Source organism: Lewinellaceae bacterium, from assembly GCA_020636135.1.
GTDB lineage: Bacteria > Bacteroidota > Bacteroidia > Chitinophagales > Saprospiraceae > JAGQXC01.
On record JACJYK010000002.1, the window covers coordinates 1 to 17,082 of the forward strand.

16 protein-coding genes are annotated in these 17,082 nt (G+C 49.1%); 9 read left to right on the plus strand and 7 right to left on the minus strand.

The genetic code is table 11. The features are described from left to right. Window positions 1–538 (plus strand): T9SS type A sorting domain-containing protein (locus H6570_15110; GenBank protein ID MCB9320610.1); only part of this gene is annotated, 538 nt, incomplete at its 5' end. Window positions 539–947: 409 nt separating this feature from the next. Here the strand turns inward: H6570_15110 and H6570_15115 are convergent. After that, the gene (locus H6570_15115) at window positions 948–2,879 is read right to left on the minus strand and encodes a M56 family metallopeptidase (GenBank protein MCB9320611.1); all 1,932 of its coding nucleotides are present in this window, start codon (window positions 2,877–2,879) and stop codon (window positions 948–950) included. Continuing rightward, entirely contained in the window at window positions 2,869–3,252 is a 384-nt protein-coding gene (locus H6570_15120; GenBank protein ID MCB9320612.1) for a BlaI/MecI/CopY family transcriptional regulator, read from the minus strand. Before H6570_15120 ends, H6570_15115 begins: the two co-directional genes overlap by 11 nt. Window positions 3,253–3,491: 239 nt before the next feature. On the opposite strand from H6570_15120, the gene H6570_15125 reads away from it, so the two are divergent. The 3 genes from H6570_15125 to H6570_15135 are packed head-to-tail and all read left to right on the plus strand — an operon-like array spanning window position 3,492 to window position 7,277. Continuing rightward, window positions 3,492–4,415 (plus strand): nuclear transport factor 2 family protein, encoded by a 924-nt coding sequence (locus H6570_15125; GenBank protein MCB9320613.1) that lies wholly within the window; start codon window positions 3,492–3,494, stop codon window positions 4,413–4,415. Window positions 4,416–4,420: 5 nt separating this feature from the next. Beyond that, entirely contained in the window at window positions 4,421–5,152 is a 732-nt protein-coding gene (locus H6570_15130; GenBank protein MCB9320614.1) for a DUF1080 domain-containing protein, read from the plus strand. Between the two features lie 22 nt (window positions 5,153–5,174). Continuing rightward, window positions 5,175–7,277: a chitobiase/beta-hexosaminidase C-terminal domain-containing protein gene (locus H6570_15135; protein MCB9320615.1), complete on the plus strand. Its 2,103-nt coding sequence runs from the start codon at window positions 5,175–5,177 to the stop codon at window positions 7,275–7,277. Between the two features lies 1 nt (window position 7,278). Here the strand turns inward: H6570_15135 and H6570_15140 are convergent, their stop codons facing one another. After that, window positions 7,279–7,803, minus strand: coding sequence for a DinB family protein (locus tag H6570_15140; protein ID MCB9320616.1), 525 nt, complete (start codon window positions 7,801–7,803; stop codon window positions 7,279–7,281). A gap of 53 nt (window positions 7,804–7,856) precedes the next feature. Here H6570_15140 and H6570_15145 point away from each other — a divergent pair, with 53 nt between their 5' ends. From H6570_15145 to thrS, 3 genes are all read left to right on the plus strand, one after another. Further along, entirely contained in the window at window positions 7,857–8,855 is a 999-nt protein-coding gene (locus tag H6570_15145) for a tetratricopeptide repeat protein (GenBank protein ID MCB9320617.1), read from the plus strand. 101 nt (window positions 8,856–8,956) lie between these two features. After that, window positions 8,957–9,157: a dodecin domain-containing protein gene (locus tag H6570_15150; GenBank protein ID MCB9320618.1), complete on the plus strand. Its 201-nt coding sequence runs from the start codon at window positions 8,957–8,959 to the stop codon at window positions 9,155–9,157. A 156-nt stretch (window positions 9,158–9,313) separates the two neighbouring features. Next, a complete protein-coding gene (gene thrS, locus H6570_15155) occupies window positions 9,314–11,242 on the plus strand; it encodes a threonine--tRNA ligase (GenBank protein MCB9320619.1) in 1,929 nt (642 codons plus the stop codon). A gap of 9 nt (window positions 11,243–11,251) precedes the next feature. On the opposite strand, the gene H6570_15160 is transcribed toward thrS, so the two are convergent. Together H6570_15160 and H6570_15165 are read right to left on the minus strand one after the other, a co-directional pair. Beyond that, a complete protein-coding gene (locus tag H6570_15160; GenBank protein MCB9320620.1) occupies window positions 11,252–11,683 on the minus strand; it encodes a DUF3788 domain-containing protein in 432 nt (143 codons plus the stop codon). 6 nt (window positions 11,684–11,689) lie between these two features. Beyond that, a complete protein-coding gene (locus tag H6570_15165; protein ID MCB9320621.1) occupies window positions 11,690–13,048 on the minus strand; it encodes a hypothetical protein in 1,359 nt (452 codons plus the stop codon). A gap of 193 nt (window positions 13,049–13,241) precedes the next feature. On the opposite strand from H6570_15165, the gene H6570_15170 reads away from it, so the two are divergent. Next, window positions 13,242–13,766 (plus strand): GNAT family N-acetyltransferase, encoded by a 525-nt coding sequence (locus H6570_15170; protein MCB9320622.1) that lies wholly within the window; start codon window positions 13,242–13,244, stop codon window positions 13,764–13,766. 111 nt (window positions 13,767–13,877) lie between these two features. Then, window positions 13,878–14,840 carry a c-type cytochrome gene (locus H6570_15175; protein MCB9320623.1) on the plus strand — a complete coding sequence of 321 codons (963 nt, stop codon included), beginning with the start codon at window positions 13,878–13,880 and terminating at the stop codon, window positions 14,838–14,840. A gap of 14 nt (window positions 14,841–14,854) precedes the next feature. Here the strand turns inward: H6570_15175 and H6570_15180 are convergent, their stop codons facing one another. Beyond that, the gene (locus H6570_15180) at window positions 14,855–15,925 is read right to left on the minus strand and encodes an exo-alpha-sialidase (protein MCB9320624.1); all 1,071 of its coding nucleotides are present in this window, start codon (window positions 15,923–15,925) and stop codon (window positions 14,855–14,857) included. A 39-nt stretch (window positions 15,926–15,964) separates the two neighbouring features. Beyond that, window positions 15,965–16,960 carry a cation transporter gene (locus H6570_15185; GenBank protein ID MCB9320625.1) on the minus strand — a complete coding sequence of 332 codons (996 nt, stop codon included), beginning with the start codon at window positions 16,958–16,960 and terminating at the stop codon, window positions 15,965–15,967. Window positions 16,961–17,082 lie beyond the last annotated feature (122 nt).

A 17,082-nucleotide genomic window follows, 5' to 3' on the forward strand; every position in this document is an offset into this window, starting at 1 on the left:
CTGTACGACGGCGGATAAATTGATCTTCAGCTTCACCGAAGATGGTGAGACCCCGAGCTGGACCTATACCTGTGCCGACATTCCGGATGGACGGTCCCAGGAGATCGAAGTGGATATCTGGGTCATAGATGAAGCCGGTAATAAAGACTTCTGTACGACAACGCTGTTGCTACAGGATAACACCGGTAACGCATGCCAGGACAGCAGCCCGTTGACGGAATCGGGAGCAGGATTGGCTACCGCGGGGCAAAAGGTGAAGGGAGAAGGGATAAAGACGCCTGAACTGTATCAGAACACGCCGAACCCGTTCAGCGGAGAGACGAAGATCGGCTTCTGGTTGCCGGAATCCATGACGGCCACGTTGCGAATCATGGATGTGACGGGCAAGGAATTGTACCGGGTGAGTGGCAGTTATTCAGGAGGTAATCATCTGGTTACGCTGGAGGCCGGTAGCATTCCGGAAGTGAAAGGAGTCTTGTTCTATCAATTGGAGACTGCTAGAGGCGTATTGAATAAACGGATGGTGAAGGTGAATTAATAGGGATGCTGACAATGCGCCAGCATTCGTCAGTAGATGGTGAAGGTGAATTAACAATAGTTAATAAATACGAAAGAACTGAGGGCACGCAGAACACCAAGCAGTAGACCTATAGACTACTTTGTGTTCTTGGGTGCCCTGTTTTTTGGTGGTTCATTTAATGCAGCGAACGCTTCGGTACCAGGTTTTTCATAAGTTGAATCGTAGAACGGTTTGTCTTTCTGTTGATGGTGTAGTTGAAATCATAGCTGACCCCTGAGTGATTTGGATGCACTCCGTTTTTTGGTGTTTGTCTGCCTGATAGTATGATCATACGCCAGAAATGCTGTATTTAAACAAAAAAGCCGATTGCGAACAACCGGCTTGCGCTGATTTAGTATGGATGAATTTCTTTTTGAGGGTTTGGTCCTTATTGTTGTTTGAAATTAAAGTTTTGATTCCATTCGAAGTTCTGTTCACTCTCCGGGCTCCAGCCTAATACCTTCAGGTACCGATCAATATCAGCCTCTTTGATTTGCTTACCATTGATTTCGAGTTTTTTATTCTTGTACTTCAACGTCCTGAGGTTGTCCAGAGTGCCATAGCCGTCCGCTTCATACATTTCCTTGAGCGTATTAAACTTCCCGTCGCGGTACCATTCAAAACCTGGTTGTTTTGCCCATTCCCGGGCAGCATTTTGCCATTCGGCCGCTTGTTCTTTCCATTGCTCCCCGAATTGCTTTTTCCATTCATCCCACTGAAAGGCATATTCTTTCCAGTCCTGATTGTCTTTCCATTCCTTTTGCCACTGTTGCATGGACTGACTGAAATTGTTTTGCCATTCTTTCCACTGTTCTGAGGAAGCTGTCCAGTCAATGGCAAAATTGTTTTTGAATTCATTGCTCCAGTTCTGCCATTGTTTACCCCATTCAGCGATCTGATCCTGGTTCCATTCCATCTGTTTGAAGGCATCGCCCATCAGCTGATGGATACTGTCCGGGATAGCTGGTACCGGTGGAATCGGCGGCAAATCCGGCATAGCTGGTACGGGTGGAACATCTGGTATGGCCGGAACTGGTGGAACGATAACCCCTGGTGCAGGAACTGGTGGTGGCGGGGGAGGAGGCGATACCGGAGATTTTAAGGCTGGTGGAGCCGGAGGAGGCGGTGGTGGTGGAGGAGGAGTCATGTCCCGCAACAACTCTTTGTATTTGTCGTAATCTTTAGGCGGGATGGTCTTACCGTCAATGATCAATGATTTGATTTCACCATTCTCCATGGTCACCGATACGTTTTGTTTTTTGCCAGGTACAGTATCCCTGGTACTGGTTATTACAGATTCTGGATCCGGAGTTAAAGCTTTTGTTTGCTCAGATGGATCGGGTTGCCACCAGGCAGAGAGGCCAAACAGTGCTGCTACCAGAAGCAGCACAGGCAACCATGAAACGGATTTGTTCATACGATATGTTTGTTCAGGTTTAGAAATCAGACGATTGATACGACGGATCAATTGTTGGCGTTTGGAAATTATTCCCAAACCGGCTCCGGGTGCGGGTATCTGGCTTAAAGCCAGTTTGTACAATGTTTGGGCATAAGCCAGTGGTGTCATTCCTTCGGATAAGACACTATCGTCACATCGGTACTCCCGTTCTTCATCCATTTGGGTCATCAGCCACCATACCACTGGATGGTAATAAAGCAGAGATTGTATCATAGAGGCGATCAGATACAGGAGATAATCCTGGTTAAGAACATGTCTCAATTCGTGAAGCAAAATAATTTCCACTTCTTCCGTGGTAAGCTGGTTGATGTTGGCAATCGGGAACAGGATTAACGGTTTGATCCAGCCGATCAGAACCGGAGCGCTGATCCGGTTGCTGAGGCCTATGCGTACAACACGACGAATGCTCTGTCTGGCAACCAATTGGTTCAGAAGGTCTGTCCAGGCAGCTGGCGCAGGTAAATGGCGGGAGATTAAATGTCGGGTGTGCATATAATTCCATACCATCCGTATGAGCATCAGCAGGGTACCCAGCATCCATAGCGGGACCAGATAGGAGGAGAATGCCCATCCATCTTCAATTTCCGGGATCACATCTCCCATCACGGAAAGTGGCTGATGTGCCAGAAGTGCGGGTCCGGCTTCCAGGCTTGGAGATGTAACAGTGGGCCACAGGAGCCATCCGGTAATTATGGCACAACCCAGCATTCCCGCTAACCCACTCCATGCCAACCAGAATCGATAGGAAGGGCGGCTTAACCATTGTTGTATGAGTAATACCAGCAAACCGATCACGGTACCCTGCCATAGGGTATGGATCAGTATTTGCGCCAGCCAGTCGATGTATAGGTTATTGGTCACGTTGTTGTGCTTCTAATTGTTCGATCAAGGCTTTAATTTTTTCCAATTCTTCAGGAGAGGTCTCATGACTACCCAACGCCTGGAGAACCATAGCAGAGGGTGATCCGTGAAAGACAGTATCCAGCATCTTACCAATAAAGGACTGCTGGACTGTGGCTTCTTTGACCTTAGCCGTATAGCGATGTGATTTGCCCTCCTCATCACGGGTTACCAGATCTTTTTCCAGCATGATCTGCATTAATTTTAAGGTAGTCGTATAGCCGACTTCGCGCTCCAGACCAATGATGTCGTGCACCTCGCGCACGGTGGAAGGCCCATTTGACCACAAAACCTGCAGGATGGACAATTCAGAATCAGTGACTTTAATACTCATCTACGAAAGATTTCGTAACAAATATAAGGGCTACCGAGGCTTTTGTCAAGTCATCTACGAAACATTTCGTAATAAATTTTTTGATACCTGAGCTATCCCGGAAATAAGATGTCAGGAAATGGTTATTTGGTTTCAGTTTTCATCAGAAATTAAATGTAACCGGGATGGAGAAACGGCTAGCCTGTCCGAAAAGCAACATTCTTCCTGGTTTTTTCTATCTTTCTTTCCAAAGTGCATTCATGAAATATTTACTGTTATCCATCTGCATGACCTGCTGGTTTGTTGGGGCAATAAATGCTCAGAAGCTGGTCATCCAAAGTCCTTATAAAAAAGAAACCACTCCGGTCGTTCCGGGAGATGCTACCACTGACCAGGCATTGCTGGTGCGCATGCAGGTAGACCGGTTATTCGAAGCCATGCATAAGGCAGATAGCTCAGCCCTGAGGCAATTGTTTGTTCCAGGTGCAACCCTGATCACGGCCGGAGCCAGTGAAAGGAATAAAGCGCCGTATACGGTATTGACTGTCAATCAATTTATCGCAGCCGTAGGCAACATGGCGCCGGGCAATGTCCAGGAGGTCATATTTAATACGGAGGTAAAGGTGGATGACCCGCTTGCGAATTTGTGGACCGAATATGCCCTGTATGCCAATGGAAAATTCATTCATTGCGGGGTCGATGCTTTCGATCTCGTCCAGATCGGAGATCAGTGGCTGATCACCACCATTCACGATACACGCCGCCAGGAGCCCTGCCCGGAAGATCCTCATCTGGCCATAACCACGTTATTGGACGGCTGGCATCAGGCAGCAACGAAAGCAGATGCTGCCACGTATTTTAATGCGTTTGCTGAGGATGGTGTATTCCTGGGTACCGATCCCAGTGAGCGGTGGACCAAATCTGCCTTCTGGGAATTCTGCAAACCTTATTTTGAGCAAAAGAAGGTGTGGGATTTTAAACCCGGGGAGCGGCATATCCAGGTGGATGAGGCCGGAAATCTGGCCTGGTTTGATGAACTGCTGGATACCTGGATGGGTAAATGCAGAGGCAGCGGTATACTCATGAAAACACCTGAAGGCTGGAAAATCAAGCAGTACAATCTGACGATATTGGTACCTAATGAGGTAGTAAATGATTATCTAAAACTATTATCGAATAAATGAGAAAGATGAAGCAACTTGGCCTGGGGCTGGCCTGCATCGCCTCCCTGATGGCCTGCAATCAACCAGCAAATAAAGAAGAAGGTGCTGCCACGGAAACCATGACCGAAAGCGAATGGACCCCTTTGTTTGACGGCAGCTCGCTGGATGCCTGGCGCAGTTATCTTGCCGACACCATCGGAAGTGCATGGAAGATTGAAGACGGTGCACTTACCCGCGATGTCAGCATAAAGGATGCTGAAGGACACCCCATCGGTGGAGGTGACCTGGTGACCAAAGAGGACTTTGACAATTTTGACCTTGAGTTGGAATGGAAAATTTCCCCATGTGGAAACAGCGGCGTATTCTTTGGAGTCATCGAATCACCAGAATACGAAGAGACCTATTTTACCGGCCCGGAAATGCAGGTTCTGGACAACTCGTGTCATCCGGATGCCAAAATTCCGAAACACCGTGCCGGGGATCTTTACGATCTGATCGCCTGCAGTAAAGAAACCGTTAAGCCTGCAGGAGAATGGAATGCCGTTAAGATTCACATGGATCATGGCAAAGGCGTATTTACGCTCAACGGAACCGATGTCGTTCAATTTGATATGAATGATCCTTCCTGGAAAGAATTGATCGCAGGAAGTAAATTTCATGAATGGCCTGCCTTCGGGACGTCTGCCAGTGGGAAGATCGCACTGCAGGATCATGAAAACCAGGTGTGGTTCCGTAACATTCGGATCCGACGACTATAACCAGTAGACAAACACATTTTTTATGCGTGTCAGGAATATCAACTCGTTTGCATCGCTGATGCTGTTCATCAGCGTGCTGGTGATGCAATACAAACCTGCTTCGGGGCAGGTACGACTGCCTGCTATCCTCAGTGATCATATGGTGATGCAAGCCAACCGCATGGTATCGCTGTGGGGGTGGTGCAATGCCGGCGAGAAAGTAACCATCAGGCCGGGATGGACCGATTCGGTATTTGTTGCCGAAGGTACCAATATGGCTAAGTGGCAGGTAAGAATCCCGACCCCTCAGGCCAGCGCCAAAACCTATTCGATCCGCATCGAAGCATCCAATCAACTTGAGATTAAGGACGTGATGATCGGCGAGGTGTGGTTGTGCTCAGGTCAATCCAATATGGAATGGAGTATGCGGAGTGGTATCGATGACCGTGAAAAGCTCCAGAAGCAAGCAGATGTGCCGGAGATCCGGCTTTTTCAGGTTCCACGCACCACTGCTGACTATCCCCAGGATGATCTCCCCGGCAAGTGGGTGGTCTGTGATCCGTCTACCGTAGAAACCTTCAGTGCAGTAGGCTATTTTTTTGGTAAACAATTGCACGACAAACTACTGGTACCGGTAGGGCTGATCAATTCCAGCTGGGGTGGCACACCGGCAGAAGTATGGACACCGGCTGATGTAATCAATAAAGATTCTGAATTCAGCTCAACCCTGAACCTGCTCAGCGACTCGCGTTGGTGGCCACGGGCACCGGGTGTTTTATACAATGCCATGATCTATCCCCTGGCTACCTTTCCAATTCAGGGTGTTATCTGGTACCAGGGTGAATCCAACACCGCTAATCCCCTGGTTTACCGGCGGTTATTCCCGGCTATGATTGAGTCCTGGCGCCAGCTGTGGAAGGCTCCGATCTCATTTTATTTTGTACAGATTGCACCTTATAATTACGGAACACCGCTGGTCGGCGCAATGGTTCGCGAGGCACAATTGCTGACCTTAAGGTTGCCCCATACGGGGATGACCGTGGTCAGCGATATTGGCAATCTGTACGACATCCATCCACGCAACAAACTGGATGTTGGCACCCGGCTCGCCAACATTGCCCTTGCGAAAGACTATGGAAGAACCGACCTGGAATACAGCGGGCCACTCTTCCTGGGTGATGACATCCAGGGCAGCCGCATGCGTATTCGTTTTGACCATGCCAAAGGGTTAAAGACAACCGGTGGACCGGTAACTGACCTCGAAATGGCTGGCCCGGACCGTATATTTCATCCGGCAACAGGCAAGATCGAAAACAACCAGCTGGTGGTTACCAGTGATGCGGTATCCGATCCTGTAGCGGTACGGTATGCCTTCTCCAATCTCGGGGTGGGTAATCTGGTCAATGAGGCCGGACTGCCGGCAAGCTCATTTAGGACGGATGATTGGCCGGTCATCCTCGATGCCGTCGAAATCCAGCAGGAAAACGGACAGATCACCATGACCTGTGCCAATGCCGGTGCGGAGATTTATTATACCCTGAATGGAGAGGATCCCATGTTATCCGGGAAACGCTACACAGAGACACTGAACCCGACAAGTTCAGTTAGTATCCTTGCCAGAGCAAAGACACCACAAGGATGGTCTTCAAATAGCACCCTGTTCGAATGGGTCAACAATCTGGCTACCAACCATCCGGTTTCCTTATACACCCCTTATGCCAGGGAGTTCTCCGGTGGAGGAGTTAATGCGCTGACCAATGGTAAAAAAGGAAGTATCAATCCGGCAGATGGCAACTGGCAGGGCTACAAAGGTGATGATCTGGATGCCGTGATCGACCTGGGGGAAGAGAGGGACATCTCCAAGATAAAAACGCAGTTTCTGGAGTTGCAGAATACCTTGATATTCCCGCCCAGCCGGGTTGAATTTGCTGTTTCGAAAAACGGGAAGAAGTACAAGACGATCCATACCTGGAATTACAGTGTAAATGCTTCCAATGCACCCCGCATCATCGAGGTAGCGAAATTTATCAATACCTCGGCGCGGTACATTCGCATCCAGGCTAAAAATATCGGCAACTGTCCTTCCTGGCACGTAGGTGCCGGACAGCCTGCATGGCTCTTTGTGGATGAGGTGGAAGTTGAATAAATCAGACCAGATATCGCTCCCGGATGATCCGTTCATGATAGCGGGCATGGCCAGCAATGAAATAACCCAGGGCCCGTACGCTGAATGGATAACCAGCTGCCGTACCGATAAAGGAAAGATCGTCCGGTTCCAGGTACATAAAGACATGGATGGAGGAATCCCTTAGGGCATTCCACTCTTCCCGGATGGACATTGGAGATCGTTTCTCAGCATGCACATACGGTATAAAGTCGTCCTGCTCAAAGCCAGCCAGCGGGGTGGGATCATGCCGGCTCATGCGTAAGGCCCGGTACGCCATGATACGTTCGGTATCCAGAACATGGATTACAGCTTCCTTCAGGGTCCATTTTTCGGGTGCATAGCGAAAATCCCATTTGTCATCCGGGATCTGCAGCAACAGCTCTTCGATCTCATGCTTATTATGCACAAGTGCCCCTACAATTTGCTCTTCCGGCACCAATTCGATGTACCTTTGGGAATAAGGGGGATATTCACCGGGCAATGGTTGATTGGAAATACTGGGCATGGTCATTGCATTTATTCAGGTGATGAAGTTCATTCCTAAAGGTAGTAAGTCGTATGAGAATCCATCCAATCTTTATTTTATTGTTCCTGGTCTCTATCGGGACCTTTTGCACTTCCCCGAACCGAAAATCGGACGGGCCGTCCCCGGCGATACCGGGCGTGCAACAGCTCACCCAGCGAATCGTACAGGATAGCTTAAATCCCATGTGGTATGCGGAAAGAGGGAAATTATATGCCATGAATGAAGCCTACGACCTGGCGATCCATGACTTGCAGCAGGCCATCCGGCTTGGCAGCGATCAAGTGAATTATTACCACGACCTGGCCAACATCTACCTGGATAATTTCCGGTCCAGAGAAGCATTGGAGGTAATGGAAAAGGCGGCTGAACGGTTTCCCGATAGCCTCCGGACCGAATTGAAACTGAGTGAAATTCAGTTTACGCTCAAGCAGTACGACGCCAGTATTCAGACGGTGAACCGGATTTTGCAAAAGCAGCCTTACAACGCCGAGGCTTTCTTTATGCTGGGGATGAATTTTAAAGAGATGGGTGATTCGGCCCGCGCCATCAACGGATTTCAGACAGCCGTAGAACAGGATCCCCACCTGGTGGATGGATGGATCGAACTGGGTACGCTGATGCAAGCGCGGCATAACCCGCTGGCAGGGCAATATTTTGCCAATGCAGCCGGAATGGATACAGTCGGTGCAGAGGGGATGTATGCTTTAGCCCATTATTATCATCAGGAAGGATTGCTCGAGCAGGCCAAGTCCACCTACCAGCAAATGCTGATCAAAGATCCTTCCTACGAAAATGCCATGCTGGCTATAGGGCTTATCTATCTTGAACAGGATACGCTGGATAAAGCATTCCGGTGCATGGATTCCTTTACACAGATATCCATCACAGACCCCCGGGGGTATTATTACAAAGGGTATATCGAAGAGAAAAAGGGTCACATCAGTGAAGCACGACATTGGTACCAGCAGGCCCTGGCTTTCGATCCGGATTTTACCCGGGCTCAGGAACGGTTGAAAGGCCTGCCCGAATAAAAGTTGCATCTGACGTCAAAACGGTTTACCTTATGATCCTGCTCCACTAAAATTACCCCGAAACACCGTTCTTGATTATCTAACCAAAAAAATCATTACTAATGAGCATTTTGAAAGTTATCGAAATCATGTCCAATTCGTCCACAAGTTGGGAGGATGCGACAGCGGAAGGCATTAAGAAAGCTTCGAAAACGGTGAAAAACATCAGATCGGCATTTGTCCAGAACCACAGTGTAACGGTGAAGGAGGGCAAGATCGCCGAATACCGGGTTAATCTCAAGATCTCCTTTGAAGTTGATTAAATTGTTATGCAGAAGAGGAAGTCATTTGATTTCCTCTTTCTCTTATCCTTTAATAAATTGACTACTCATGATGCAACCCTCCTTTCTTACCTTCTGTTAAATATGTAGTTTTGCAGGTCCTGAAGAGACCTTCAGACAACACCATAACAGAATACCATGATACAGATAACTTTTCCGGATGGTTTTATTGGATCCTACGATATAGGAGTTACAGGATATGATATAGCTCAAAGTATTAGTCATGGATTAGCTAAAAAAGCAATTGCCATCAAAGTGAACGGCCAGGTGCGCGATCTGGCCCGGCCCATTAAAGAGGATGCTACCATTCAGATCCTCACCTGGGACGACAAGGAAGGTAAGGCCACATTCTGGCACTCGTCGGCGCATCTGATGGCCGAAGCCATAGAAGTACTTTATCCGGGAACAAAATTTGGCATCGGACCAGCCATTGATCAGGGCTTCTATTACGATATCGATCCGGGTGATAAGGTCATCGGGGCGGAAGATCTCCAGCGCATTGAGAAAAAGATGCAGGAGATGGCCCAGAAGAAAAGCGATTACATCCGGACGGAGATGCCCAAGGCCGAAGCGGTTGCCTACTTTACCGGGAAAGGTGATCAGTATAAACTCGATTTACTGGAAGACCTGGAGGATGGTCAGATCACCTTTTATCAGCAGGGTGATTTTACCGACCTCTGCCGGGGTCCTCACGTGCCCAATACGGAAATCATCAAAGCTGTCAAGCTTACCAATATTTCGGGAGCTTACTGGAGGGGCGATGAAAGCAACAAGCAGCTCACACGCATCTATGGCATTACATTCCCCAAACAAAAGGACCTCGATGAGTACCTGCTGATGCTCGAGGAGGCCAAGAAAAGAGACCACCGGAAATTGGGTAAAGACCTGGAGATCTTCACTTTTGATGATGACGTTGGACCCGGTCTGCCCCTGTGGTTGCCCAATGGTGCGTTTTTGATCGAACAGCTGGAATGGTTTGCTAAAAAGACCGAGGAAGAAATGGGCTACCTGCGGGTACGTACTCCGCACATTGCCAAAGAAAACCTCTACCTCACTTCTGGCCATTTGCCTTATTACAAGGAGTCCATGTTTCCTCCTATGGAATTGGATGGGACCACCTACTATCTTAAGGCAATGAACTGTCCGCATCACCATAAGATCTTTGCATCCTCGCCACGATCCTATAAGGAACTTCCTTTGCGTTTAGCTGAATACGGAACTTGTTACAGGTATGAAAAATCCGGTGAGCTTTTCGGATTGATGCGGGTTCGTTCGCTGCAAATGAATGATGCACATATTTATTGTACCAAAGACCAGTTTGAATCTGAGTTCAAACGCGTCAATGAATTGTACCTCCGTTATTTTGAGGTCTTCGGGATCGATAAATACGTCATGCGATTCTCGACCCATGAGCCATCGAAACTGGGTAAGAAATATGTGGATAATCCGGCATTATGGGCAGAGACGGAGAATATGGTCCGTCGGGTACTGATCGACAGCGGTATCCCCTACGAGGAGGTTCCCGATGAGGCGGCTTTTTACGGGCCCAAAATTGACATCCAGATCTGGAGCGCGATCGGACGGGAGTTTACCCTGGCAACGAACCAGGTTGACTTCGCCCAACCATTGCGTTTTAACCTGACCTTTACCACCTCAAACAACGAGAACGAGCATCCCATCGTGATTCACCGTGCGCCACTCAGTACGCATGAACGGTTTATCGGATTCCTGCTAGAGCACTATGCCGGGAAATTCCCAATGTGGCTGGCTCCGAAGCAATGTGCTATCCTGCCGATCGCTGACCGGCATATACCATTTGCTGAAGAGGTACAGGCTCAACTGAAAAAAGCCGGCGTCCGGAGTCAGCTGGATGATCGTAGCGAAAGCATCGGCCGGAAGATACGCGATGCAGAAACCGGCAAGATTCCCTATATGCTGATCATCGGGGACAAAGAACAGGAAGCAGGACAGGTAGCGGTACGTAAACAGGGTGAAGGAGACCAGGGCAGTATGACGGTTAATGACTTTGCTCAACGCATCCGTCAGCTGGTGGAGGATATGCATTAAGGAGAGCTATCAGAAGGCCAGCTTGACTTTGATCAATTTCTGGATGGATACTATCCAGGTATTGTCCCTGACAGGGATGTGGATGACTTTACCTTCCGGGTATTTCTTTCCCTCTTCAAGCGTTTTTCTGATCCAGGGATCGAGATCGGATGCGTAGATGTGCTCGAGTGCCCGTGGACCAAATAACATGGTCACCTGGAAGTAGCCTTCATAAGGCGACATATAAATAATGGCTCTTCTTTTATCCTTGATCCGGTATCCCCAGCCATAATTTTTGCTGAAGTAACTCCATAATTCCTCCGCCCCGGGATATTGTTCAAAGACAAAATGGTGCAGCTGTTCCCAATAAGTCATTGTGGAGCCAAGGTGCATTTGGAGTTCTGCGGCATCGGGCTTCTGGTCTTTGTTGAGAAAGACGCTGATTCCCGGATCTTCACTCATAATCTGTCAGTTACATCCCATCTGATACCTGGAGAGTTCATCATTATTCGGAAAGCATGCTCCGGACTGTGTTTTGTCCGGTACATAGCGGCTCATGTAAGGATCGTAGAGTGCATTGGTCAAAAAATCAATAAGCGCGGCTTTCTCGGCAACACTCAGATCGATTGGACGGAACCGGGGTGACAGACGGTCCTGAGAAACATGTGGATTTTCTGACTGTGCTTTGATTTTGAAATCAATGACATCAGACAATGTTGCTTTGCTGCTGCCGTGGAAGAAGGTCCGGTAATCTTTCAGGTTGTACAACTGAGGTACCTTGAACCGGTAATAATCCACCTCTTTACCGGTGAACAGTCCCCGGCCCAGATTGCGCGGGTCGTCCGCGGAGGTGTTCAAACCACCAAATTGGTACATATCTGCCGTACCCAATGCATGAAACTCCATATTGCTGAAACTTGGTGCATTATGACAGGTGTAGCAGCGGGCTTTGGTGAAAAATAGCAGGGCACCCTCTTTCTGCTGACTGGTGATGGCATCGGTATTGCCTTTCAGGTAGTCCTGAAAAGGAGCTTCATTGGTGACAACGGTGCGGAGGTAAGAACCCAGCGCAAAACTGGCAGTCTTGTAATTGTAGCGTTCTGCTTCCGGTACATCCGGAAATGCCAGGTCAAAATATGCCCGGTAGCCATGGGTTAATAATACCCGGTCGTTGATCTCCATCCGGTGCAATACCATACCTTCTATATTCTGGCTTTCAAGTCCTTCGTAGCCCAGATGATTGACTTTCGCCAGGTCTCCCACCCAGTTTTCTTCCGTACCGGTATTGACATGCTGAGCGCCAAACAAGCCGCTCCAGAGGGTATTGGTCACATAGGTTACGTTCATGATGCTTAATGGGCGTACACCCTGGGCGTCCAGTTCACTTTCCTGGTAATCGGGTAGTTGTGACCGGTAGGAACCCAGGATTCCAAATCCGGTAGCGCCGTCGGCTATTCCCTGTGCCCGGCCTGGAAGAAATCCGGCTGCCGGTACATGGCAGGTAGAACACGAATACGTCTCGTAACTCTCCTGGTGAACAGGTAATTGGGCCACACCCGGGTCAAAAAAGATCATCTGACCCAATTTGATTTTAGCAGGAGATATAGGGTTGTGAGGATCCTGATTGGGCAGGGAAGCTGTTTTGGTTGGATCTGCCAGGATATAATAGTCTGAATGTCCGGTTGGTGATGCCAGATTCATGGCAGACAGCAATTCCTGGTCCAGATCAGTGGTAAGCACGTCCTGCTTGCATTGGCTCACCAGCATGAGGGTTAACAACAGGAAAAATATACAATGAGGTCTTGAATTCGTAGACGTTTGTTTCATACACACTGATTGATTGAGAGACAAAAAATTCAGTCCGGGGCTAAAAAACCGGATTGTTAATTCATGTCAAAAATTCAAAAGAATAATTCGATCCCGTGGTTGGTACAAAAACAGGCTCTAAAGTATAGACTTGGCTCATACGGGCGGATGACCCAGATCATCGTTATCTTTGAGTTAGATCAGTCAGGAAACCATGATCCAAACACCGCGACTTTTACTTCGGCCTGCCACAGCATCTTTATTGACTGCAGCGCTGACCAACCCAAGGACGTTAGCGGAAGCCCTGGGATGTTCCATTATTGCACCCTTGAGTGAATTTGGAAGGGCGCCGTTTGAGTATGCATTGAATAAATTGCGGTTTGACCGCTCGGAGCAAAATTGGTGGGGATATTTTCCGGTTGAGACGCAAACCAATGTGTTGATCGGAACTTGCGGATATAAAGGTCAACCCGATGAAGACGGGGTCGTTGAAATCGGATACGAAGTCATTCCGGTCAAACGAAGGCAGGGATTTGGCAAGGAAATAGCCGGCGGCCTTATCGATCATGCCTGGTCAGATCCCCGGGTTACAAGGGTAATAGCCCATACGCTGGCTGATAAAAACCCATCAAGTCGCATTCTGCGCTCCTGCGGTATGCATTTTGTCAGGGAGTTAATTGATACGGAAGATGGCCCGATCTGGCAATGGGCCATTGATCGTTCCGGCTCCACCACCTGATTCCGTCCCCGAATACGGGAAATGCTACGAATCTTAAACCCTTTGCAACGAGGATGAAAAACCGGTAAGCCGTAGATGTTGAGTTTTGTATCAAAACAAAATCAACAGCTTATGAAAAAGATTATAAAAATTGCCGGTTATGTTTTCGGCGGGATCCTGATTCTTCTCCTGATGGGAGGCATGTATGTCCAATGGAACGGAATACCGACCTATGAACTACCGGCCGTAGGGTTCACCGTGCATATGGACAGCGCTTCAATAGCAGAAGGAAAACGGATCTCAGACATGGTTTGTAATGACTGCCACCGCAGTGCCAATGGATTGCTTGAAGGCAATCTGATGTTTGGCGGCGATAACCCATCTGCCTTTGGGACGGTCTATTCAGCCAATATTACGGGGCATGAGGTTTATGGAGCAGGCAGGTATTCCGATGCGGAGTTAGCGATCCTGTTGCGCACCGGTATCAAAAAAAATGGGCAATACGCTCCTCCCTGGATGCCAAAATTTCCCCACCTTTCAGATGATGATCTAAACAGCATTATTGCCTATCTGCGATCAGATGCACCGGAGTTGACCCCTTCTTCTGTTCAGCAACCTGCAAATGACCCTTCTTTCCTGGCCAAGGCTCTCTGCAATTTTGTATTTAAGCCATTGCCCTATCCCGGCCAACCGGTTTCTAGTCCGGACCCTTCCGACCAGGTGGCATTTGGAAAATACCTGTGTACCTCCAAGGTCGAGTGTTATTCCTGCCATTCCCTGGATTTTGCAAAAGTGGATGTCATGCATCCGGAACGGACTACTGGCTTCTTCGGAGGGGGTAATCCGATGGAAGAAGGTGATCAGACCGTCTATTCAGCAAATCTTACCATGGATGAAGAAACCGGCCTGGGAACCTGGAGTGAAGCCGATTTTGTAAAAGCGGTACGCTATGGTATCGGGAAGGATAATCAACCATTGCGGCAGCCCATGAAGCCTTTCGGAGGGCTGACGGAAGATGAGGTACGCGCGATCTGGGCTTATCTGCAAACCGTACCGAAAATTTACCATAAGATCGATCGGGGCAAGGTACAATGATATCTGGTCGATGGTCAATGATTTGGGATTTTACCTGGATCAAGGACCAGATGCCGGATCCGGGTACGTTGCCAGGTATAGGTTAGGTGCACCAGTCCATCCGGTGCCTGGACGATGGCCGGATACGAATATTCTCCCGGCCCTTCTTCCAGCAGGTATGGGGGCCCCCAGGTCATTCCATCATCATTGGAGACAGCCAGGTGAATTGTTTTCCGGTTATCCGTGGTATGATTGTAGGCAAGCAACAGCCTGCCATCCTGCAGCTTGACAACATCGATTCCTGCATTGGGGTTGGGCAGCTGGGTGGGCGTCGCTGCAGACCAGGTTAAGCCCTGGTCTCCGGAAGAAGCATACATGATGTGCCCGAGCCGGTGGGTGGAGCGCATGAGCATCCGGATTTCACCATTGTCGGCCTGCCAAAGGGTCGGCTGGATGACACCCCACGGTTCACCGGGCACTGTGACAGGCCCTTGCTTACTCCAGTTCATTCCCTGGTCGGTGCTGCGTTCAACCCAGACGGTCCACGTCCGGTAAGGAGCATCGTCCGGAGAGTCTCCACGGTAACCGGCTTCTACCGAGCTCCCGGCGAGCCAGGTGCCATCGTCCAGGATCAATGGTTTGCAGCGGATGGGGCCAAGCAAACCTGCCGGTAAATAGTGCACCGGGCTCCAGCTCATACCACCGTCAGCAGAAGTGCGGTAAGCGCCGATCCACTGCTGGGGATTAGGGCCGATCTTGAAATAAAGCCAGATCTGTCCATTTTGCTCAAACAACACGGGATTCCAGGTCGGTATTTCCGGGAAGTCGGTTAATGCTTCCGGACCAGACCAGGACTCACCGGGATTTTTGCGGGACAACCATATTTCTACATCATCATTGCTCTCTCCGCTACCGCCGAACCAGGCTGCCATCAGGGTGCCCGATTCAAGAGCCAATATGGTGGATGCATGAGCACTGGGAAATGATGCTGTTTCGTATATGAATTCTCTGGTTTGTATGAATGTCTCGGCAGAAGTTATGGACTGCGCCGTGCTACGGATGGGATACGAAAACAAAAAAAGCACAATGGAAATCCAGCATTTCATGAACGATTCATTTGGTCACCAAATTAAGGTAATCAAAATTTAGACGGATGAATCCAGTTGATGTTTTGAATTCTCGGACATATTGTCCACGGTCCAGGTGATCTGTTTACGGAAGGGTTGGGTCCTTTGCGAACAATCCGGCATCTGGCAGATGGCACAGGAAAAAGGCAGGCATCCGTCCACATGAATGTAAAATTCAACGCGGTTGCCAAAACGCTCGCGGATGAGGTCGGTGAGTGCATCCACCTCTTTATGGCCTTCGTGCATATTAAGGTACCATGGCAGGGTAAGGTGACAGTCGATATGTAAAAGTGAACCGTATTTGATGATCCGCAGATTGTGTATATCAACCCAGGCGGGACGCCTATGTTCCTGGATCAGTGCCGCCAGCTCCAGGAGGAGGGCATGATCGGTCTCATCCATGATGCCCGCCATAGCCTGCCGCACGATGCGAAATCCCTGCACCAGAATGACAAAGGCAAATATGATGGCAACAGCGCTGTCAATCCATCCATATCCGGTCCATTTTAACAGGATCAGGCCGACCAGGATACCGAGAGAGGTATAGGCATCGGACATCAGGTGTTTTCCGGATGCCTCCAGCGCCAGGGAATGGGTACGGATGCCCTGGCGGTAAGTAGTCCAACCTACCACCCAGTTAATACCTCCGGCGACTGCAATTAAAAGGATACCGATCCCCAGTTCCTTAACCTGGGTCGGGTGAGACAGTTTTTGAATGGCTTCATAGATGATCCAGCATCCGGCAATGAAGATCAATCCACCTTCCATCCCGGCGGATACAAATTCGATCTTGCCGTGACCGTAAGGATGATTGGCGTCACGCGGTTGCTGAGACAGCCAGATACTGTATAAGCCCATGAATCCACCGATGACATTTACGGTGCTTTCCAGCGCATCGGTGAGGATACTTACCGAACCGGTCATCAGCCAGGCGACCGTCTTGATGGCAAAGAGGGTAAGTCCGGTGAAAAGCACGATTTGCTGGATACGGAGGTTGGAAAGGGACCTGGTCATGGGCTTAAAGGTAACGCATCCTTTTGCTTACGGGTGTTAAATTGTCATAAACTCCGGCTGTTTGTCACGCAGTCTAAAATTGAAATCATTTCAGGTTGAAAGAATAAAAAAGCCCGGAGGAA